The following is a 21490-nucleotide window of genomic DNA, read 5'->3' as shown; positions in this document are numbered from 1 at the left end:
GTAAGGCTTACAGGGTCGTTAAAAAACTGTCCGAAGTATTGTAAACTAGATAAAACTAAATTTGCTCCGCCACCTGGTTTTTTTGAGCAAAATACTTCGTTGCCTCCCTTGACAATAGTTAAAATACCCAGTTTCTTGGGTGTGTATTTTGGGGAAATGGGGATAAAATTTATTAGTGTTAGTCCTGGAGAAGTCAACCGGGTTTTTTAACCTCCTTACTTCGTTAAAAGTGGCATCTTGCAGGATTTTTAATAAACTTTTTATGGGCGGATTCTCCTGCCCAACCCCTACTCCCCACAAGAAAATACAGTTGTTGTGGAACAGGCCGGAAAACCTGTTGATGGCAGAAGCGTACTAGGCGTGAGTTCAAACCCTCAATAAGACTTAAAAAAGCCGGTTGATGAGAGTTAAAGTGCGGGCAGGACTGATTATCAAGTTAAGATTTTGCCCGGACTGAGAAAAAAACACGGCAACACCTGGTAGCAACCGGAGGTCAAAAAGCGATCGCATTCCCAGGCTGTTGCTGGAATCAAGACCGCACCTAAAAACTCCAGAGTTAATGATCGTAAACAGGATTGTCTTTAGGACTAATTAAATTCAGCAATTTTTGCTTGATCTGAGCATCAAATACTTCCCATTTCAGCCTTGCATAATCGCTCTTCTCATTCCCGCCGGAAAGAAACCCCACGGGAATTTCAAAACCTCCGGCTTGACTTCTGCCACCCCCAAAAAAGCGTCCTTGAGCATCTTGACCGAAGGCTTCTTTAATGAATTCGTCGGGGTCGAGAGTAAGTTTATTAGTTCGCAGGGAGCCAATTACCACTTCAATTTCTTCGTCTTTGTCGTGAACAATTGCGTAGACAACGGCTGTGTGTACGTTCTCTTCTGTTACTAAAAAGTCCGCCGCTTGGGGAATAGAATCCCGATCGTCATAGCGGAGGTAGCCGATGCCGGCGATCGAAAAATTGTTCTGGACGGTGCGGTGTTTGAGCGATCGCTCGATCGCGTCCATCACCCACTTAGAACGAGACGACTGTAACACGGCATTCAGCAACTGCGGGTCGTAAAATCGGCTCAAATAAGCCGCAGCTAGAAAGTCTTCCTCCTGAGCTTGTCTGAGGGCGATCGTATCCGATCGTAAACCGTGCATCAAAGCTGTAGCACATTTGATATGCAGACTGACGCTGGCATCGAGAGTTAGAAGTCCAGCCTGTAAATACTCGGCAAAAATCGTGGCTGTAGCGCGGATTTGAGGGCGCAAATCGATAAATTCTGCGTTCATTTCCCCCTGCAAATTGTGATGATCGATGACGGCGGCGATCGGAACTCCAGCCGCTAAAATATACTCGGTTAAATTACAAGTCGTCCCTTGATTGTCGATGAAAGCGCAGCCCTGAAACACTGACAAATCCTTCGTTTTTAATGTTTCCACCGTCCACCGCTGCAACGGCAACCCTGTCAATTTAACTAAGGCAATGTTTTCTTGGTGGCTGAGGGCGCCGGCGTAGATAATCTCGCATTGGATATCGTACTGTTCGGCAATTAATTTGTAAGTCCAAGCGCTTGAAAGTGCGTCGGGGTCTGGAAAATCTTGCAGCAATATTAATTGGCGATTGCCTTTGTGCCGATCGAACATTTGGCGCAATTGCTCAACTTTGCGATCGTGTAATTCCTCGCGGAGACGGCCGCGATTCTCTTCGGAAGCAACTTCGGCTTTGCTGCGCCGTTTCCCCGGCGCACTCACTCCGGGTACAACCTCGCTGCTGGCCTCAAGTTCAGCTTCGCGGTTGCCGGATGTTTCATCGAAATTGTTAGGGGAATGGTCTTTCATCGTTGAAAATTAACTATTTAACTATTTCAGGATTTGCACGACATTCGATCTTAAACCCGGTTTCTTTGTAGATGCCTGTTTGTCCAAGCCCATACTTTTTACGACAAACCTGATTTAAGAGCGTAAATTCTCTCTTTAATTTTTTAATCCATGCAGAGAGTGTGTGTTGCCAGGAACGAAGCAATCTCAGAACTAATAACTCCCGCAAAAAACCCCCGCGCTTGCGCTGACAGGGGTTTTAAAGGCCTATTACATATTTTTGCCATTCTTTGTGCATACCGCTCTTAACGTGTTTAGTGACTTCAAAATAAAGACCGCTGTGAGGTTTCCTAGGCGGATAGCGCAGCGACATTCCCGCTTCTTTCGGCGTGCGACTGCCTTTATTGACATTGCAGCGCACGCAGGCGGTGACGAGGTTTTCCCAACTGTCGCCTCCTCCGCGCGATCGGGGAATTACATGATCGAGGGTTAAATCGTCCCCCGTATAACTACAGTATTGACAAGAGTGTGCATCCCGGTGCAAGATGTTCCGGCGGGTCAGCGGAATATCCTTATAGGGAACTCGGACATAATGCCGCAGTCGGATCACAGTTGGTAGCGGGAAGTTTGGCGCAATAAATTTCCCGTTGTGTTCTACCTGTTCTGCTTTTCCTTTCAGCAACAAAACTACCGCCCTTCGCCAATTGGTGATGTTAAGGGGTTCGTAGGAGGCGTTCAGCACCAGAACATTGCCCATTGTTGATTATTAAAGAGAATATTTTTTTCGATGTTAACACAGGTTCTCCTTTAGGTGGGACGGCATCAGGAACAGCGAGGCGAGCGCAAAAAACGCTGAAAAACCACTCCTTTACCCTATACCTTGGCGTCTGCGCCCCTACGGCTGCATCTATTTTCGGCCTTTGGTGTTTGTCAGCGAGCTTTTTTCCCGGAGTTTTGGCGTAGATGAGGCCAGTGTGTGCGATCGCCAAAATTTGCAGAATCAATTTTATTTTTTTCTCTAAATGCCTAATCTTCCCGGCAACAAACAGTTTAACTTTTTAGACTATTAGTAACCTTAAATGAAAAAGCTTATTACTGCTCATGAAATTTCGGCTCTTAAAGTCAGCTTTTAGCGCGTCAATTATTGCCCTTGCTGCTCAGATTTTAGCAAACAGTCCAGCCTTTGCCCAAGCGCCTTCATTCTTCTGCGGCGCTGCTGGCGGCCGCCCCGCTACAATTGCTGTCCAACAAGGCAAAAATATTCCCGTTATTTTGTGGCTAGCTGATAACTATTTCAATGAATCAGGAGAAGATGCGATTACTCGATGTACCAGAGTCTCAGGAATTCTCAACAACTCGCAACCCCAAGGAAGCTGGGATAATATTGTCACAGCAGGTGCATCGTCCACCGGTCAACTAATTATTTGTGCAGCTAATCCTCAAGACGGTTCCTGTAGATTATTATATCAAGTACCCAAAGGGCAAAATCCCGAACAAGCCCGACAAGAACTCTTAAAAAGAGTCACAAGTCCTAATGTAAGTGTTTCGCCTGTTAAAGTAAATTGATAGTCATAACTAATTAGCTACGGGTAGGACATGGCAATGCTGTGTCCTACGTGCTAAAGTCATGTAAACACCCTACTTGCAGATAGTTGAAACTCTGGTAAAATACTTCGGTTGAGTGGTGAAAAAATTGCAGCTTTGCTTCAGCAATTCTTCTAACACTTCAACCTGCCTCAGCCATACAGTGCCGTTGCTTCCAGCCACAGCAATTTGCTTTCCGTCTCGACTCCAACTGACACTAACAACATTCTCCTCGAACTCAAATTGAGCAACCTGCCGCCCCGCTAAATTCCACAGCCGTACAGTCTTGTCAATTCCCACTGTAGCCAGCCGTTCTCCGTCGGGACTAAAACTAATTGATTTCGCATCAAAATGCAAGGTTTGAAATTCCTTAACTAATTCTTTTTCGGACAGATTCCACAGCCCTACTTTGCCATTTAATGTTACTGTCGCAAAGCGATACTGGTGTTGAGCCGGAGTGAAACTGAGCCCAATTGCCTGAATAGGCAGTGTTTTTTTCAGCTTGCCCGACAAATTCCAAAGTCGCACTGTAGATTTGCCATCTAAAGTCGTTATGAAATCGCCGTTTGGGCTAAAATTTACGCTTCTCACTAAGCCGTTGTGACCTGGGAGTTTTAGGCTAGAGGATACTAATTGTGGCAGTTTAGACAAATCCCAAATTGCAGCATAGCTGTCTATCCCTGCCGCCGCTAATAACTTTCCTTCGGGACTAAAACTGATGCTGGTAACAGAGCCTTGAATTCCTTTTAAAGTAGAAATATTTTTACCTGATAAATTCCATATTTTAACAGTGCTATCCCTTCCGGCTGTCGCTAAAAAATTACCGTTTGGGCTAAAATTTACCATATTAACTGACCGCTGTAAAGCTTTCCATTCAGCAATTTTTTTCCCAGAAAAGTTCCACACCCTAACTGTATCGTCTATTCCGGCGGTTGCTAAAATTTGCCTATTTGGGCTAAAAGTGACGCTGGTAACTGCACCTTTATGAGCTTGCCACATGATCTTTCTTTGCGGACTTAATGAGGCTTTGACCTGCTGGGATTCACTAATTTTATCGAGAATTATTTGTAAGGCTAACAGCGGTCTAGTTGCCGGGTATTGTTCTAGCTTATGTGTGTTTTCAACCAAGGTTTTTAATTTTTTTCCGGAGGCGATCGCCCTCAGTAAAGCTTCTGATAAAGCTTCGCGATTTTCGGTCTTTTGAGAAACAGCTAACAATAAAGCATCGCTGCCATTTTGTTCGATTTCAATACTTGCTTGTGCTAGTTTAAACCGCTGGTAAGCGAGAGTTGAAAAGCCGATCGCTGTCACTAACGATGCTGCCAGTACCGCAGAACCGATGCCGATCCACTGTTTGGCTTTTTGTTTGGCAGAGTCAGCTTCACTCCAAGCTTTTTCGGCATCGCAGACAGCTTTTTTGGTTTCTAATGTAGCTGAATGCAGCAGTTGATTTTGGTCGCTCAAAATAACTTTCTGGCTGGCCGTCAAAAATTGAAAATCTTCGTTTCTCAAACTTTTTCCTGCCGCCCAAACTAATGCTGACTGCAAATCCTCCCCTCGCAACAGTTGGGAATCATCTTCACAGCTAGAATTTAGCCATAGTTTGATCGCTTCCGAGTAAGGCGAGAGTTTTTCTAATTTTTCTTCAATTAATTCTTTGTTAAATACAGCTTGATAAATAGGATTAGAAATTGTTAATCTTTCCCCGCGCTTAATGATTAATCCGCTTAATCGCAACTCCATTTGTTCGGCACTACCATCGGGGATCATTTCAGTTTGTTCTAAAATTTGTTGATACAATCCCAGTCTCCTGACAATGCGCTGGTTTTCTTTGAAAAGCCGATCGCGAATTGTGGACAAATGTTCGGGCACATCTTGAGTTTCCCAATTTTCCACGATTTTCAAGCGCACTACTTTCTCCACCCACTTTTTAGAAGTGTTAATTTTATCTTTTGCCTCCCCTTGGGAAGGGGGAACTGGGGTGGGTAAATTCGGGATTAATTCGGCATTTTCCAACAATAGTTTGCACAGCTTTTGAGTCAGGAACGGCTGCCCGCCCGTCCAATACAAAACCTCTCTCAAAACTTCATTAGGGCTGTCTGTCAGCTCTGCCAACCCCGCTGCTAGCGGTTGAGCTTCGGTTTCGTCAAAACCAGTTAATTCGATCGCCTTGCCAATATTAAAAGGGGTATTGCTGCTGGCATTTTGCTCGCGGCACAAATCCGTCGGCGATGCTACACCTAAGAGGGCCCAAGTTAGGCGATCGAACTCTGAATTGTTGGCGCGCTTGTTGTAGCACGAGCGAATTAAGGCTAAAAAATCGTCGGCGGGAAAATCTAGGGCGAGAATGCTGTCGATTTCGTCAATAAAAATGACAATATTGCTGGAAATGTTGGGTAACAGTACGGTTTCGATGAATTCGCTCAATCTTTGAACCGGGGTTAAAAAATTGCGATCGCGCCACCAAGTCCGCACGTTGACAATATCCGACAGGTTAAAGTTATTTTCGAGAATGCGTAGCAAACCAGCATACCACTGTTCGGGAGTGACGCCGCGGTTGCCAATTTCCGAAATGTCGATCGCAGCACAAGCAATTCCTTCATTTCTCAGCCTCTGAATTGTCCGCACCTGCAAGCTAGATTTGCCCATTTGCCTGGAATTCAAAACATAGCAAAATTCCCCGGCTTTCAATCCGTTATAAAGGTCGTCGTCGGCTTGCCGCTTCACATAATTGGGAGCGTTATTGGTGAGACTGCCGCCGACTTGATAGTAACTGGGCTTTGTGGTAAAATTCATATAAGTTATTCGGCGGTTGAAGCCGCTAGTACACAAACAAAATCCGCCTTTGCGGACTGAAGAAGTGAGGCGGTATTAAACCATAATTCTGTATGATAAATTGTAGCACAATACAGCATGAAAACTGATTGGAGTGGATATCACCAAGACAAAGACTACTTAAGATCTGAAATTTGGTCTTTGCTGAAGCACCAAGCCGCATCTATTGGCAATCCCTTCGGTCATATTCCCAACTTTGTCGGTGCTGAGTTGGCGGCCGAAAGATTGGCAACTTTAGCAATATGGCAACAAGCAAAAACGATTAAGTGCAATCCCGATTCGGCCCAAATTCCGGTGCGGATGCGAGCTTTGCAAGATGGAAAACGCCTGTATATGGCAGTACCGCGATTGACAAACGATCGCTGTTTTGTAGAGTTAACTGGTGAAGATTTGCAGCGGCAAAATATATCTATTGCCGAAAGTGCGATCGCCCGCAAAGCACTGACTTGCGGAAAATTGGTAAGTTTTGCAGAAATGGAGCCAATAGATTTAGTAATAGTCGGCTGCGTAGCAGCAGGGCCGGGCGGTGGAAGAACCGGGAAAGGTGCAGGTTTTGCCGATTTGGAATTGGCTATGTTGAAGGAATTCGGGTTAGTACAAATCGATACGCCAATTGTGACAACAGTGCATCCTTTGCAAATAGTCGAAGAGTCGCGTTTACCAATGCAGCCTCACGATTGGGCGCTGAATTGGATTGTTACTGCTGAGGAGGTAATTGAGACTAATACAAGTTATCCGCGTCCAATTGGGTTAAACTGGGATTGTATACGGTCGGAACAGTTGGAACAAATTCCGATTTTGCGAAAGTTGAGAGAGCAATTAACCAATAACCCATAGCTTTCAATCAAAATCAAGGCAAAAGAGCACCTACAGCGATCGCCCCAATTTCTATCCCTTCAATAATAATCGGTATAACACCCGATCGCCCGAAATCCAACCTTTGACTGTAATCTGCCTGCTCAACTTCAACAAGAGGTTGAGAGTACACCTCAACGAGTCCTTCAACAAGATTCACAATCCAATAAATCGCAATTCCAGCGCGGGCATAAATCTGTTTTTTTACAGTTCGATCGCGCTGAAGCGTCGTATCGGATACTTCAATAATCAGGGCAATATCTTCAGCCCCCGGATGCCGATCGAGATACTGTCGCGTATCCCCTCGAACAACCACTATATCAGGTTCAGGTTCGCTGTTGGATAGCGTGATCGGTTCTTGAGAATCGACATACCAACCACGGGGTAAAATATTCTCTAAAGCTGTTCTGACAAGACGAGTCGTGACTCGATGCGGTGGATTTTTTGGCATTTTGAAAACCAGCCAACCTTCCAGCAATTCTACAGAGTCATCATCCGTGAGAATGCCAGCTTGAATTATCGCATGATACTGCTCGATGCTCAAGCGCAAAATCAGATCGTTCGGAATTGCTGCAACACTTTCGACGGGCGACATAACTGTATGGGCGAGTTGATTGTTTTCTTATTTTACTATTTATTTAACGAACCGCGAAGGCGCGTTAGGCGAAGCCGCGCGTAAGCGCTAGGACGCGAAGTAAGAAGGAAGAAGAAGAGGCAGAAGGTAATTTCATAATATATCTACTTTGTGGTGAACACGCGCCATGCAATGAAAGCAGTAAAACCTAGATAACCAAACACGGTTATCCAATCTAGCCAATTATCGGATGTTATCAAAAAAATATCGTTCATCGGTATCATTCACCTAATTATTACTTACCGCACTTACGCACAAAATTTTACACGATCGCGCTCAAGTGCGATCGAAAATATTGTCGATACAGTTCGCACCTTGGCACGCACTCGTTCCCCTGCAATCTCACCAACCCCAAACTGTCCAACTTAAAAGCCTGCATCGCCTTTAATGGCACCGGACAATCCGCAGTCACAATCTCTCTCATCCCCTGCGCTAACTCAGGATATTCTTCCAAATTCCACAACTGCCGGCGCAAATGGTCGCTGTAAATTCCCGCATCTGCGATCGCACTTTCTTTTAATTCATCGAGTGTCAAACCTGAGCGCGAAATGTGATATAATGCAACTCGCACTAAATACGGATGTCCGCCGACAACTGCCATCAATTCCTCAACTTCTGCCTCCGACCAATTCAAGTTGTGCCGCGCTGCTAACTCTTGTACTTGCTGATGGTTGAATTCCGGTAAATCAACGGGCAATCCGACGTTGAAAGGCGATTGATTGATGTTCATCGGGATGTAAACTTCGGTGGAGTGAACTACAATTAATCGCAGTTTTTTCCAGATATCGCGCCGCTTCGATTCTTCGTGCCACGCCCGCAGCAGTCCTAAAAAGTCTTCGGCAATGTCGGGATATTGAAAAACGCGATCGATCTCGTCTAATCCTAAAATTAAAGGACTGTCGATTTGCGGCAAAATGTATTTTTCAAAGTAATCTTTGCAGTTGACTTTGCTGCCAAAAATTTCGTCCCAATAATCATCTAATTGATTGGGTAAGTGCAACTCGCGGCCGACGTAAGCGCAAAACCACTTTAAGAATTTATCTAAGTTGGCAAATACGGCTTTATCTACTAACTGAAAAGTTAGTGGCACGGTGCAATAGCCTTGACGGGCTCCGTGATGCAAAATTCTTGCCATCAAGGAAGTTTTGCCCATTTGTCGCGGTGCTTTGATTCTAATTAACGCGCTGGGCTGCACAATAGTTTGATAGCAGCGTTCTTCGATGGGCGGGCGTTCTACATAAAATTGAGAAGCGACATCGACTTGTCCTCCCGGTAATTCTGGTTCGGCGGCGGGTAGAGGTATTTCGTCGCTGCTAATTTCTAATAGCTGTTTTTGTGTTAAATCTTCCGTTTGTTCTGTGACGGGTGCGGGTTGTTCTGCTAGCAAATTCAGAACTTCTTCGATAATAATTGGAGTGTCGGCGGTGGTTTTCCATTCCCTCTGTTTGATGCGGTACAGATAGCCCCGCAAGTCGTGATTTAGAGGCGCGTTCAGGGGAAAGCCGACGCGGATGGGGAGAATTATTGGTTTTCTGTCAGGGCGGGAGTCTTGTAGTTCTTTTGCTTGCTGAACTTGATATGTTAGTAGTTCGCTTTGGTTTCCCGTGGGTGGCAACAGTAGCAGCAAATAATCGCATTCTTGGAGGAATAAATTAATGCGATCGAACCAATTATCTCCTAATCTAATGTTATTTTCTGCTGTGAAAACTGTATGACCGATCGCGCTTAAGGCTATTTCTAACTGTTTTCCTAACTCGCGATCGGGTTCGGCGCTGCGATAACTGACAAATACTTTAACAATTCTGCTGCTGGCTGTATCTTCCGCGGCAGGCGAATTGTCCAGCTCGTCTAAATTTTCCGGTTCCTCAAGTTTAGCCGATCGGTGGTCGCTAGCAGCCAGAGTCATTTCAAAAGCCGCGAACAACTGTCGAATTTTACTCAAATCCGCACCTTCTCTACCCTGCTTAATTTTGCTGACTGTATCGGCACCAACGCCAGATTCAGCCTCGATTTCAGTCAGAGTACCTCTAATGTTATTTCGGTCAGACCATTCTTGGAGCGCCTCGTTAAGTTTCTTTAAGCCAGAGGCAGTGAGAATGCGACCGCGATCGCGTTTTGACTTGAGCACTTCGCTTGCAGTGAAAGGGGAACGAATCTAGAAATTTTAACGCCTTAAGTTCCTATTTTGGGGGATTTTAAGGGAGATAGTCCGCGAGGCGGAATTTAAGAAATTTTACGGTCAGAGGTTTTTTGGGCGATCGACTCCTCAAACTCTGTCCTGATAACGGCTTCAACAGTTGAATATATTTGACGAGAAAAAGTTTTTCTTAACTCCCCAATCTCCGCCGCTAATCACCGCTTAACTTTTTAGAGTAGATACACCAAGCAAAAAAGGAGCAGCCAAATGAGTAAAATCTTACACAGACTGGCAATGGCCGCTTTGGGAACCGCCGCCATTTTCACAATTAATACACTTAACAATTTAACAGAAGCATCAGCCGCTGGTAAATTTGACCAACCCGAAATTTATCAAAACACAATTTTTCCACTTGGTGTACCGGGTCAGTCCCATAAATAGGGCAATTCATTGATTGATTGATTTAATTGAATTAAGGAGAAATTATGAAGTCTACACTGTGTTCGCCACAACCTATAGCTACCAAATCTGACTCCGTTGACGCTGATGCGATCGATGCCTGCACTGCACTTGCGTGGGTGGAATTGGTAGCATTAGATGCCAGCGCTCTCACGGGGGACGATTGGCTGGCTTTGTGCGATGATATAGATAGCGGGGAAATCTACCGCTGCTGGTTTTTGTGGCGCGATCGCGAAGTTAGCGGTAATTGGGAAGCTTACGATCCTTTGAGCGATCGCCGATTTGTTGCTAAAGGAAAAGTTTTTCTCAAAGCCGCGATCGACTCGCTCGAAGATGCTAGAAATCGGGAAGTCGCCTAACTTGAATTCATCTCAGGTGAATAAAATTTGGGTCTACAAAACAAGAATTCTGCCTAGAAAATCCACGACTGTACAAACTTTCGTCCGCCTGCGCGAGACAGGAAGAAAAAGGCGTAATAGAACCGGATTTGATATGAGTCCCGGAAACGGGATACTCTCAAAGAAAATAAAAAAAATACGGCTGGGAGCAAGAGTTGACTGTAGGATGCTATGTGCTTCGCCTCGAAAGCGGTTGAGAACGTTTTTCCAGCCGCTTTCTCGTTGCAGCCGTTAAACTCTTTCTCTTTAAACATGACTCTAAAACTGCGATGGCTGTTGCCGGCCGCCCTTAGTCTTTTCTCTATCGCCCTGCCCGCAAAAGCTGATACACTAACATCTTGGCACTTCGAGGCGAGCAAAAATCAGCTCAATTTAACAACAGATTCAGGAGTTCAGCCGGAAGTTAAACTAATTGCTAATCCCACCCGCTTAGTAATTGATTTACCGGGAATTGTTTTGGAATATCCCGAAACTCCTCAAAGCTACAACTCAGCTATTCAACAAATTAGAGTCGGGCAATTTGACACCGGAACTACCAGGTTAGTGATACAATTAACTCCCGGTTATAAGTTAGACCCGCAAAAAGTCCGAGTCATTAGAGAATCTGCCACGCGCTGGTCATTTCAGTTACCAAATCCCGAGCAAATAGCGGGGAACGAGTCTTTGATCCCAACAGCTATTACCCGCATAGAACAAGCAGCAGGTCAAGTTACGCCTACTGTTCCGCCGGGAAATCAGAGAAACTATTCCGCTGATTTGGGGATGTCAACAGGCTTGGAAATGACAGCCATCAAGCCTCAAATCGAAAGTGCGATCGCACAGTATAGATCCCTGAGCGCCGGAATGTTTTTTCTGGATTTAGATACAGGAAACTATTTGGATATCAAGGGCGATCGAGTATTTCCGGCCGCGAGTACCATCAAACTACCAATTCTGATTGCTTTTTATCAAGATGTAGACGCAGGCAAAGTTAGCCTAGACGAAACATTAGTTATGAAGTCCGACTTAGTAGCCAGCGGTTCTGGCACTATGCAAGACAGACCAAATGGCACTCGGTTTAGCATCAGAGAAACCGTAGATAAAATGATTACCATCAGCGACAATACAGCCACCAACATGATTATTGAACGTTTGGGGGGAATTGCTAAACTCAACGAGCGTTTTCGCACTTGGGGATTAACTGATACGAGAATTCGCAATTGGCTCGGCGATTTTCAAGGAACAAATACAACAAGTTCTGTGGATATGGTAAAGTTGCTGGCGATGCTGTCTCGCGATAAATTAGTTTCTGAATCGAGCCGGGAACAAGCTTTAGAATTACTGCGGCATACTACAACTAGAACGCTTTTGCCTTCCGGTTTGGGCCCAGGAGCCGTGATTGCTGACAAAACCGGAGATATCGGCTTTGTGGTTGGCGATGCGGGAATTATTGATATGCCCAACGGTAAGCGTTATTTAGCGGCAATCTTTGTCAAACGTCCTTACAATGACCCGATTGTGAGAGATTTTGTCCGTCGAATTTCGCGGATTGTTTACAATTATTTAGACCAACCTGCGGCGACAGTACCGGATAATTTGCGTTGATCAGACAATTCGGCGATTGAAATCGCTACTAAACAAACAAAGTCCGCCTTCGCGGACTTGAAGAGAAGATTTTTAATTACTAAGGACTATTCTTTGCGCTCGATTGCTACAGTCAAATGAGCCGCAACTGCCCCAACTGTAGCCAGTACAGCAGCAATTGGAAAGACTACTGAGCCTGCAACGCCACCTACCAATCCCGCCATCAGCGGAATGTCTGCCAAAGTCCGCCCTTGCGAGTTTTTGATGACGAGGCGGCGGAGTTTTCCTTGCTGAATTAGTTCTTTGACTTTGCCAATTAGGCTGTCGCCGCTAATCTTAAATTCTTCCACTCTGACTTTTTCCTCGGTTACAAATTCTGAGGCGAATACATGAGTTTCAACTGTTGGGTTGGCTGAATTCCCGGCCGCTGCTGTTTCGTCTTGTAGAATTGTTACTTGTTGTTCTATTTGTGAGTTCATTTTGTGTAAGGGCGGGTGAAAACCAGCCGTTTAATTTCTATACTCTTATCTTCGGCGATCGCACTTGGGAATGACAGGCAAGGAAACCCTACAATCTGCATTCGTACTTTCCACCCCCGTCTTTTTACTCACAACATTATTTTTGTGGCGTTAGATAGGGCGGGTTTATCTCTTCCTAAAGATAGAGAAAATATTGTTTAAACAACCCGTCTCTAGATACAAGTAAGGTGCGTATTGCCAGCTATGCCAAGGTGGCTGCTGTCTGTTGAATCTTTAAGTTGGACACCAAGCGAAGTAAAGTCAGGGAAAATTATTAAAATTAAAATTTTATATTTCTACAATGACTTCAAAAGTGATTGCTATCTAGGCACAATCAAGCTATGGCTTGCAATGCCAGTTCTCAAAAGCATCCCAGAGATAGCGATCGCACTGGCGAAGTACAATAAAATCAGAAACGCAAACCGAGTACATCAATGAACATCTGAATCAAGCTATTAAGCTTGCAGATTTAGCTCAATTGCTGGGCATGAGTCAATTTCATTTCAGCCATCTGTTGAAGCAGTCGAGCGGCACATCTCCCTAACCATATTCGATCGCCCAACGGGTAAAACGGGCAAAGCAATTGTTGAAACTTTCGAGAGCGATTATGTACATTGCCGTATTGGTGTGGGTTCAATAGCCACAGTCATTCGCAGCACACAGTTTCGGCAATTTACGGGCATGACACCGATAGCCTGCGCGATCGAATTGAGCGATCGAGGTTTTGTACAGTACGCAGTTTGTTATGTCGCTTTTCACTCGTCATAATCTTCGTCTTCCCAATCTGGAGCAATATCCCCCAAATCAATCCAGGCAGGTGTTTTCATCTCCACTTCAACCTCATCTACTTCGACCTGTGCACCAACCCTGTTAAAATCACCTACAAATGTAATTAAAACCTCCACCTCCAAATTGTCTTGAGTATTTACGCTACAGCCTCCTATTCCAACATTATCTTTGTCGATATGATCGTAGACATAAAATGAAAAACGGCACTCCACATTGACATCAACACTTAATTTTGATTCAACTATCAAGCTATTATCATCAAAATTAACTGGTCTAAATATTATGTTAGGAGACTCAAGCAATTCAAATTCAAATCCCGTGACGTTGATTTGTGTTACTTCGTGTTGATAATTAAAACAAGAGTTAGCCTCTGGATAAATATCCCTTTCAAAAATTTTATTTTTTAAAGCATTAAACACAGCTTGTTTTACATCTTCAAGAACGCCATTTTCATATTGTTGGGATAAATGTCTACATAGATCATCAGCATTTTGAAACAGTCCTAAAACCCCTGCCAAATCATCGCTATAGCAAAGTAGTTCAGAGCCTTTGCAGAAATTTTTCCAGTCATTGTCAGATGTAACAACAATAATTTTTGTTTGATTTTTATTAGCCCAGGCCTCAAGAGAAATTAAAGCAATTGCATCAGGAAACTCGTTTTTTTTCTTACCATTTTCAGAAAAAGGGGGTTGGGCTCTAAAATATTTTTGTATGAGTTCGCTGACTATTAAATAATCTTGAGCTTTGATAATCTCCAGAGATGTAGCCTCTATAAACTGACTAAATCGCTCAGATGCAACTTTTTGTGCTTCACGTCCACCGGAAACTAAGTTTTTTATATTTTCAATATCACTATCCTCAACTTGCAAATAATCCTTAGCGTCTTTGAGGGATTTATCAATGTTGCTTTGTGCCTCTTTGATTTTTTTAGTTAAGTGCGATAATACTTCCTCTTTAACCACCTCGGAGATAATCAACTGTGTAGAACTATCTAGAAATTGCTCTAATTGCTTAAGCAGCCCCGACTCTAGCTTTAACCCTTGAGCATCAAAAATTGATGTATCCAAACTAATTGCTCCAACCTCTCCCCTTCTGACAAGCTCCTTAAGTTCATTTAGTTCCATATATTTAAGTCACGCAGATATAAGATATTAATATAAATATTTTACAATATTCTTAACATTTATCAAGATTTATATAGCCATAAAAATCGAGTTCGCCCTTGTCTTGAAGAAGTTTCATCGGAACGACAGACCATATCCATGCAGCCGGACTCGATCGAACTTGCGTTAAACTAAGTCAGGTAAATGACTTTCTATACTCATGACTATTTTTACTCTGCGATCGATCAAAAAAGACTTCGGCATCAAGGAACTCTTGACAGATGCCAGTTTCAGCCTCGATGAAGGCGATAAAGTCGGACTCATCGGCACAAACGGTTCCGGCAAATCAACCCTGCTGAAAATGATTGCGGGTATGGAGTCGATCGACTCTGGCGATCGCTGGGTCAATCCAGGGTCTACAATTGTCTATCTCCCCCAACAGCCGGATTTAGACGAAAATCACACTGTCTTAGAGCAAGTATTTGCTGACAGCGGCGAACAAATGGCTTTGGTGCGAGAATACGAGGAAATTTCCGCACAAATGTCTCACGGCAAAGGCGATACAGACAAGTTGATGGCGCGTCTGTCTGCGGTGTCTGAACGCATTGATGAGGTGGATGCGTGGGATTTGGAAACGAAGGCGAAATTGATTTTGACCAAGTTGGGGATTGAGGATTTTGATGCGAAAATTGCCGACTTGTCGGGCGGCTACCGCAAGCGAATTGCCTTAGCAACGGCCTTGTTGTCCGAGCCCGATGTGTTGCTGATGGATGAACCGACAAACCACTTGGATGCGCTGTCTGTGGAGTGGTTGCAGAACTATTTGAACGGCTATCGCGGTGCTTTGCTACTGATTACCCACGATCGCTATTTTCTCGATCGCGTTACCAATCGCATCCTGGAGATCGATCGCGGCGACCTTTACAATTATGCTGGCAATTACGCTTATTACTTGGAGAAAAAAGCCTTAGCTGAAGAATCCGCCGCCAGCACAGTTCGCAAACACGCGGGTGTATTGCGGCGCGAATTGGAATGGCTCAAACGCGGGCCGAAGGCGCGGAGTACCAAGCAAAAAGCTCGGATCGATCGCATTAAAGATATGCGAGCCCAGGAGTTCAAAACAGCCAACGGCAAAGTCGAAATTGCGACAGCGGGCCGCCGGATTGGTAAGAAGGTGATTGAGTTACTGAATATCAGTAAAGCTTACGGCGATCGCACTTTAATTAAAGATTTTACCTACAATTTCACTCCCGAAGACCGGATTGGAATTATTGGCTGCAACGGTGCGGGAAAATCGACGCTGATGGATATCATCACCGGACGCATTCAGCCGGATTCGGGTACTGTCGAAATTGGCACAACCATTCATATCGGTTATTTTGACCAGCATTCAGAGGATTTGACGCCGAACGAAGACCAGCGAGTTATTGAATACTTGAAAAGTGTGGCGGAATTGGTGCAAACGGCGGATGGGGAAATCATTACCGCTTCTCAAATGTTGGAAAAGTTTCTGTTTCCACCGAACCAACAGTATGCACCAATTAACAAACTTTCGGGCGGGGAAAAGCGCCGCTTATTTCTGTTGAAAGTGCTGATGAGTGCGCCGAACGTGCTGATTTTGGACGAACCAACAAACGACCTAGACGTGCAGACTTTGGCGGTTTTGGAGGATTATCTCGAAGATTTTAACGGCTGCGTGATTGTGGTGTCCCACGATCGCTATTTTCTCGATCGCACGATCGACATGGTTTTCGCCTTGGAACCGGGCGGCAATTTGCGCTTGTATCCCGGCAATTATTCGGTGTATTTAGACTACAAGAAAGCCGAAGAAGCTAAGGAAATCAAAGGACAAAAAGACAAAGAAAAACTTACACGCACGGCTGAATCTAATAATTCAAAACCCCAAAACTCCACTCAAAAATCTACCAAAGTTTCCTTCAATGATAAGCGAGAATATGAACAATTAGAAAGTCAAATTCCGAAGATGGAAGCTGAGAAACAAGAGATTGAGAAGAGGTTGTCTAACAATGCTCCGAGCGGGTTTGCGGAGGTAAAGAAGTTATCGGATCGTTTAGCTCAGTTGACGCAGCAGATCGATCATGCGACTGAGCGCTGGTTGGAGTTAGCCGAACGGGTTGGTTAATTGGGCTATCCGAATGTGGTGTTTAGCTCCTGCTAACAATGGCAGGAGCTACAGGAATTATGGCGGAAAAAACCCCATGCTGAAACGAATATATATTGACAAATTTCAAGAGTTTTTTATTTTCATATTACAAATAGTCTTGCAAAAAAATATTAGGAATAATTCTTATTTAGCCGACGGTTTGGCAACCTTTGACAATTTATTACCTAAGTGTGATGAAGCTATGTTGGATTAAAGTTATAAAATAAGTCACCTGTTACTACTGTCAACCAAATTGACCAACAAACTTAAGACGGGTAAAACTCTGAAATCCTTGTCAAAGCTGCAAAGAGATCGGAAACAGCGACAAAAAACCCGCTTTTTTTGCGATCGCCTCAAGTAAAGCTGTGTGTCCAAAACTGCGAAGCCCCGGAGGGTGGGGTTGACAACAGCAGTAGAATATGCAGTAAAAGTCAGGGTAAGCAAATAAGACGGGCAGCAGAAAACAGGGGCGAAAAGGCACAAAACAGGTAAAACAAAAGTCGATCGGGCAAAGTTAAGTTGGCCGAGGACTAAAAATATGGTGATGGGTGAGATACAATTGACCTGTTCTTAACCAAGAATTGGTCAACATCACAACTATCCTGTAGAAGTCTGAAGTTGAGAATCTCAGGGTTGTCGAGGAGCGGGAGCAAACAGAAAACTATGCCTCAAAAAGTAATCGCCAAACAGATGTCTTTGGAATCAGCGTCAGAGCCGATCGCCGTGAGGGCGACGGTGGAAACAGTGCCAGCCGAAGCAGTGGCAGTAGAGTCCTACGCCGATCGGTTGATGGACGAACTGTTTGAAGGAGTCGATCGAGCATTCGACGGCAGTGGCGGACTGCCATCGGAACCAGTGCAGCCTGAATTCGTGGCGCTCAAGTCGATCTCGGTACCTCAAATAGTTTTGTCGCAGTTGGCGCCCCCCCAGCCGCAGGGGGGCGAAAAAGACGTAGAAGCGATCGCCCGCCAAGTCGCCCTAGAAACAGCCAAAAAACAGCAGTCCAAACAATCCTTCGACAGAATCCTGCTGGGAGCAGCATGTGGGTCGCTGCTGCTAGTCATGGGGTTATGGCTCGCAAGCAGGTCGGGACTCGTGCGCTTGCCCGCCGCCCCTGCACCAGAGACACCCGCAGCAAGTGGCAAAACAGCACCAGATACCCAGTTTGTCGAATATGTGCAGCGATCCCTAGAAGCGATCGAACAAAAAAAAGCACCCCAAGCTAACCCCCAACTTGCAGGAGTTCCCGCAGCCCCCACCGCAGGGACGCTGCCGAGCATTCCAATTTCCGGCGCGCCTCCGGCAACCGCAGGTCTGTCTTCAGCAGTCAACCGAATTGCTGATGCCCTAGAACAAGCCGGCGCGCAGCCGGGAGCACCTGCACCCCAAATCGTAGTCATCCCTCCCCCCGCTCAGGTGACTGTGGCTCCGCCTGCTCCGGTAGCTGCGGCTCCGGCTGCTCCTCAAACCAGCGCAGTTTCGCCCTCGCCGGCTGCTCCAGCCTCCGGTCGTGCGATCGCCGCTGCGGGTGATCGAGATACCCTCGCCGCTTCCCCTTCCCCCTCGGAGTCTCCCCAGCCAAAGATTTTGGCTCGCGAAACCGAACCGGCACCAGCGCCCTCAGCAGCAGCCCAGCAATCCGCGCCCGCGCCCGAGCAATCCGCACCGGCCGTCAGCAGCGCCCCGACTTCGGCCCACACGCTGGTAGGGATTTTGGAGTTGGGCGATCGATCGGCTGCTTTGTTTGAAGTAGACGGCGTAGCCCGCAGAATTTATGTCGGCGAAAGCATCGGCGCTAGCGGTTGGACGCTGGCAGAAATCAAAAATCAAGAAGCCGTTATCCGCAAGGGAGGAGATGTGCGATCGGTTTTTGTCGGCCAAAAATTCTAATCAGTTATCAGTTATCAGTCATTAGTCATCAGTCATTAGTTATGAGTGAGGTCATCGGTAATCAGTAATGGGCAGCGATCGGGCTGTATATCACGAGCAGTGAAAACAGTTATAATATAGGAACCGCCAAGACGTTCTTAATTGCTGAAACCATTGCTCTTATTACTTCTTGCTTCTATCCGTTAAATCGGTTCCCCAATTCGTTGCCGAACTTTCTTCTGCTATAACTAACAACTCAGGATCAATAATCGATCTCCCGTGACTAAGAACCAATGACTAATAACTAATGACCAATGACTAATGACCCAGGACTAATGACTGAGGAATTATAAAAAATGGGCTTATTTGATGATTTCAGCCGCTTTCTAGAAACCCGATTAGAAGAATTTTTGCGTAGCAATCCCCATCTGGAACTGCAGGCAATAGAAGAACAACTGAAGGAACAAGAAGAAGACACTCTGCGGCTGATTCTCGATATCCAAAAACAAGAGAAAAAACTGCAAGCCGAAATTCTCTCCGCCGCTCAAGAAATTCAGCGCTGGAACGATCGCATCAACAAAGCTAAAGCTGCTCAAAGGCTCGATTTAGCTCAAGCCGCCCAAGAGCGGCAAGCCGCTTTGTTGCGTCAGGGAAATCAGCGCTGGGGTCAAATGCAAGGCTGCAAAGAACGGATTGAAAAAGCAAAAGAACTGTATCGCCAAATTCAAGTACGGCGAAAAGAAGTCCGAGCAAAAGCCGCAGAAGCTGCAACTCGAACTACCACCACTAAAACAGAGCAGAATTGGGATACAAAGGGTTGGAATCAGAGTTCAAATTATAGCAGTTTTACGGCTGCCGACCCTTTAGAACAAAAGTTTCAACGCTGGGAAGCAGACGAAGAACTCGATCAAATGAAGCGGAATATAGGCCGATAGTTACGAAAGCATCCCAATCCTTTAGGAACGGGTTCATCCCGGAACTCGGATTCCTGGTGCAACTAATGGTATAAACAAAAGCTCTAATCAAGTAAAAAAACTTATGATTTGTCTCGGCAGTCAATCCACCAATCTGACGGGGTGACAACCCCGTCAGGTGAAAAAGACGAATTCTGAATCAAAAAACTGTTTTTTAATTTAAATCGCTGCGGTTATTCACAACGGTTGCTCTGCTTGAGAAGGTGGCTCTTCTGGCAGCGGAATAAACTCTGTCTCTTGAGGAACCTGACCAAACCGTCCCTCTCTCCAATCGAGTTTGGCTTGCTCAATGCGCGAGTGGCGACTCGAAACAAAATTCCACCACTTATGGCGCTCACCAACAGGTTCACCGCCAATCACAATACAGCGAGCCTTGCCTGAAGCAGAAATGTTTACTTCCGTGCCGGAAGTGAGAACAGCCAACCGATGTTGTTCTAAAGGCACTCCATCAATAACAAGCCCCTCTGTTACGCTGTAAACCGCCTGTTCGCTGTAATGACCCGGTAAGGTAAATTCTCTTCCAGCAGTCAGTTGCACGTCCAGATAAATCATGGGTGAAAATATTTGAACTGGGGAAGTGCGACCATAGGCCTCACCCGCAATTAGGGTGAAGGAAACTCCTGCATCCTCCCAAACAGGCAACTCAGAAGCCGGATGATGCCGAAACCAGGGGTCGGTTTCTTCGTATTCATCGGGAAGTGCTATCCATGTTTGAATGCCATGCAGGATGGCTTCTTTGCTGCGATCGTCGTCAGGCGTGCGTTCAGAGTGGACAATGCCTCGCCCTGCCGTCATCCAGTTCACCGCACCAGGACGGATTTCTTGAACGCTGCCGACACTATCACGATGCAGCAAAACACCTTCAAACAGGTAGGTGACGGTTGCTAAGTTTATGTGCGGATGCGGTCTGACATCCACGCCCCGGCCGGGTGGAAACACCGCAGGGCCGAGATGGTCAAAAAAGATGAACGGGCCTACCAATGCTAGAACGTCTGAGGGAAGCAAGCGGCGGGCTTGGAATCCACCCAAATCTTGAATGTGTGGCTCAATGAGATGCTGGATGGTATCCGTCATAATGTTTATGAAGTTGGGAACGCTAATCGTTTATGTCAAAAGTGCATTATACAAAAAGCTATCCTGGTAGGCGGCGATCGCAATATCAGTGACGGGTCTAAACTTTCCCAATCGAAAGCTGTTGTAGAGTGTCGAGTTCTCAACGAGCTTTCTGCTTACGAGACGATGGAGAGTTCATCACTGACTTGAATCCGACCTTTGACCAGCGAGCGAATCAGACGATCGAGCGAGCCACGTTCTTCTTCACTGATGGACTCATCAAGGATGGCGGCCATCATGCCGTAGCGGTCAGCTTTGGTAACGCGGTGAGTATCGGTGACAGTGGCAATTAATTCGTTGATAGCGCCGGGGAGAAGATTAACTGGAGACATGGGATGATTTTGAACTCGACACCTTAATCATCTCGTGGTTTCTTCTAAGAGCAAGTGATGGTGCTAGTTTTTTTCCGTGATAATACTGAAAATATTGGGTGAACCAAGTCCGTGTTACCAGTGATCGAAGTCACAACATTGAAACCAATGCAGCGGTGGAACAATTACAACCTACCTTCCGCTCTTTGACTATCACACCGTGATAATTTTCGTCTTTCACGAGTCTTAACTTCCTGCTGTGCAAAAGTTTCAGACCTTCATAGGAAGAAGTACCTCTTCTTCAAGCAATTCTCAACAAGTAACGACTGTTGACTTTTTATCCCAAATCAAAATAAGTAGACAGACAAAAAAAT

At 45.5% G+C, this 21490-nt stretch carries 19 protein-coding genes; 9 read left to right on the top strand and 10 right to left on the bottom strand.

Annotation, left to right across the window (positions count from 1 at the left end; translation table 11 throughout):
- Positions 1 to 556: 556 nt before the first annotated feature.
- Both NDI35_RS21210 and NDI35_RS21205 read right to left on the bottom strand, forming a co-directional pair.
- Entirely contained in the window at positions 557 to 1831 is a 1275-nt protein-coding gene (locus NDI35_RS21210; RefSeq protein WP_445314460.1) for a DHH family phosphoesterase, read from the bottom strand.
- A 238-nt stretch (positions 1832 to 2069) separates the two neighbouring features.
- Entirely contained in the window at positions 2070 to 2567 is a 498-nt protein-coding gene (locus NDI35_RS21205) for an HNH endonuclease (protein WP_006633674.1), read from the bottom strand.
- 344 nt (positions 2568 to 2911) lie between these two features.
- Here NDI35_RS21205 and NDI35_RS21200 point away from each other — a divergent pair, with 344 nt between their 5' ends.
- On the top strand, positions 2912 to 3376 hold the full coding sequence (locus NDI35_RS21200) for a COP23 domain-containing protein (RefSeq protein WP_445314459.1): 465 nt from the start codon (positions 2912 to 2914) through the stop codon (positions 3374 to 3376).
- A 72-nt stretch (positions 3377 to 3448) separates the two neighbouring features.
- Here NDI35_RS21200 and NDI35_RS21195 read toward each other — a convergent pair whose 3' ends face one another.
- Positions 3449 to 6190, bottom strand: a complete 2742-nt coding sequence (locus NDI35_RS21195) for an AAA-like domain-containing protein (protein WP_445314458.1) — start codon at positions 6188 to 6190, stop codon at positions 3449 to 3451.
- 117 nt (positions 6191 to 6307) lie between these two features.
- On the opposite strand from NDI35_RS21195, the gene NDI35_RS21190 reads away from it, so the two are divergent.
- Positions 6308 to 7066, top strand: coding sequence for a 5-formyltetrahydrofolate cyclo-ligase (locus NDI35_RS21190; protein WP_445314457.1), 759 nt, complete (start codon positions 6308 to 6310; stop codon positions 7064 to 7066).
- A 13-nt stretch (positions 7067 to 7079) separates the two neighbouring features.
- Here the strand turns inward: NDI35_RS21190 and NDI35_RS21185 are convergent, their stop codons facing one another.
- Both NDI35_RS21185 and NDI35_RS21180 read right to left on the bottom strand, forming a co-directional pair.
- Positions 7080 to 7679 carry a Uma2 family endonuclease gene (locus NDI35_RS21185; RefSeq protein WP_445314456.1) on the bottom strand — a complete coding sequence of 200 codons (600 nt, stop codon included), beginning with the start codon at positions 7677 to 7679 and terminating at the stop codon, positions 7080 to 7082.
- Positions 7680 to 7980: 301 nt separating this feature from the next.
- On the bottom strand, positions 7981 to 9846 hold the full coding sequence (locus NDI35_RS21180) for an AAA-like domain-containing protein (protein WP_445314455.1): 1866 nt from the start codon (positions 9844 to 9846) through the stop codon (positions 7981 to 7983).
- Between the two features lie 276 nt (positions 9847 to 10122).
- Here NDI35_RS21180 and NDI35_RS21175 point away from each other — a divergent pair, with 276 nt between their 5' ends.
- From NDI35_RS21175 to NDI35_RS21165, 3 genes are all read left to right on the top strand, one after another.
- Positions 10123 to 10296 carry a hypothetical protein gene (locus NDI35_RS21175; protein WP_333252073.1) on the top strand — a complete coding sequence of 58 codons (174 nt, stop codon included), beginning with the start codon at positions 10123 to 10125 and terminating at the stop codon, positions 10294 to 10296.
- 44 nt (positions 10297 to 10340) lie between these two features.
- Entirely contained in the window at positions 10341 to 10673 is a 333-nt protein-coding gene (locus NDI35_RS21170; protein WP_445314454.1) for a hypothetical protein, read from the top strand.
- A 291-nt stretch (positions 10674 to 10964) separates the two neighbouring features.
- Positions 10965 to 12296 (top strand): serine hydrolase, encoded by a 1332-nt coding sequence (locus NDI35_RS21165; RefSeq protein WP_445314453.1) that lies wholly within the window; start codon positions 10965 to 10967, stop codon positions 12294 to 12296.
- A gap of 86 nt (positions 12297 to 12382) precedes the next feature.
- Here NDI35_RS21165 and NDI35_RS21160 read toward each other — a convergent pair whose 3' ends face one another.
- Entirely contained in the window at positions 12383 to 12754 is a 372-nt protein-coding gene (locus NDI35_RS21160; RefSeq protein ID WP_445314452.1) for a DUF4342 domain-containing protein, read from the bottom strand.
- A gap of 517 nt (positions 12755 to 13271) precedes the next feature.
- Here NDI35_RS21160 and NDI35_RS21155 point away from each other — a divergent pair.
- Entirely contained in the window at positions 13272 to 13337 is a 66-nt protein-coding gene (locus NDI35_RS21155; protein ID WP_445314491.1) for a hypothetical protein, read from the top strand.
- An 89-nt stretch (positions 13338 to 13426) separates the two neighbouring features.
- On the opposite strand, the gene NDI35_RS21150 is transcribed toward NDI35_RS21155, so the two are convergent.
- Entirely contained in the window at positions 13427 to 13552 is a 126-nt protein-coding gene (locus NDI35_RS21150; RefSeq protein ID WP_445314451.1) for a hypothetical protein, read from the bottom strand.
- Positions 13549 to 14706 (bottom strand): PIN domain-containing protein, encoded by a 1158-nt coding sequence (locus NDI35_RS21145; protein ID WP_445314450.1) that lies wholly within the window; start codon positions 14704 to 14706, stop codon positions 13549 to 13551. Before NDI35_RS21145 ends, NDI35_RS21150 begins: the two co-directional genes overlap by 4 nt.
- A gap of 199 nt (positions 14707 to 14905) precedes the next feature.
- Here NDI35_RS21145 and NDI35_RS21140 point away from each other — a divergent pair, with 199 nt between their 5' ends.
- The 3 genes from NDI35_RS21140 (at position 14906) to NDI35_RS21130 (ending at position 19653) form a co-directional block, all read left to right on the top strand.
- The gene (locus tag NDI35_RS21140) at positions 14906 to 16828 is read left to right on the top strand and encodes an ABC-F family ATP-binding cassette domain-containing protein (protein ID WP_445314449.1); all 1923 of its coding nucleotides are present in this window, start codon (positions 14906 to 14908) and stop codon (positions 16826 to 16828) included.
- Positions 16829 to 17512: 684 nt separating this feature from the next.
- Positions 17513 to 18739 carry a hypothetical protein gene (locus NDI35_RS21135; RefSeq protein WP_445314448.1) on the top strand — a complete coding sequence of 409 codons (1227 nt, stop codon included), beginning with the start codon at positions 17513 to 17515 and terminating at the stop codon, positions 18737 to 18739.
- A 335-nt stretch (positions 18740 to 19074) separates the two neighbouring features.
- Positions 19075 to 19653, top strand: a complete 579-nt coding sequence (locus NDI35_RS21130; protein WP_445314447.1) for a TIGR04376 family protein — start codon at positions 19075 to 19077, stop codon at positions 19651 to 19653.
- A 216-nt stretch (positions 19654 to 19869) separates the two neighbouring features.
- Here NDI35_RS21130 and NDI35_RS21125 read toward each other — a convergent pair whose 3' ends face one another.
- The gene (locus tag NDI35_RS21125; RefSeq protein WP_445314446.1) at positions 19870 to 20766 is read right to left on the bottom strand and encodes a pirin family protein; all 897 of its coding nucleotides are present in this window, start codon (positions 20764 to 20766) and stop codon (positions 19870 to 19872) included.
- Between the two features lie 155 nt (positions 20767 to 20921).
- Positions 20922 to 21137, bottom strand: a complete 216-nt coding sequence (locus NDI35_RS21120; RefSeq protein ID WP_006631949.1) for a hypothetical protein — start codon at positions 21135 to 21137, stop codon at positions 20922 to 20924.
- Between the last annotated feature and the right edge of the window lie 353 nt (positions 21138 to 21490).

The sequence above is a fragment of the Microcoleus vaginatus FACHB-2002 genome (genome assembly GCF_040004035.1).
Taxonomy (GTDB): domain Bacteria; phylum Cyanobacteriota; class Cyanobacteriia; order Cyanobacteriales; family Microcoleaceae; genus Microcoleus; species Microcoleus vaginatus_C.
Note: the sequence above shows the minus strand (reverse complement) of the source record. Positions and strands in the feature narration are given on the sequence as shown.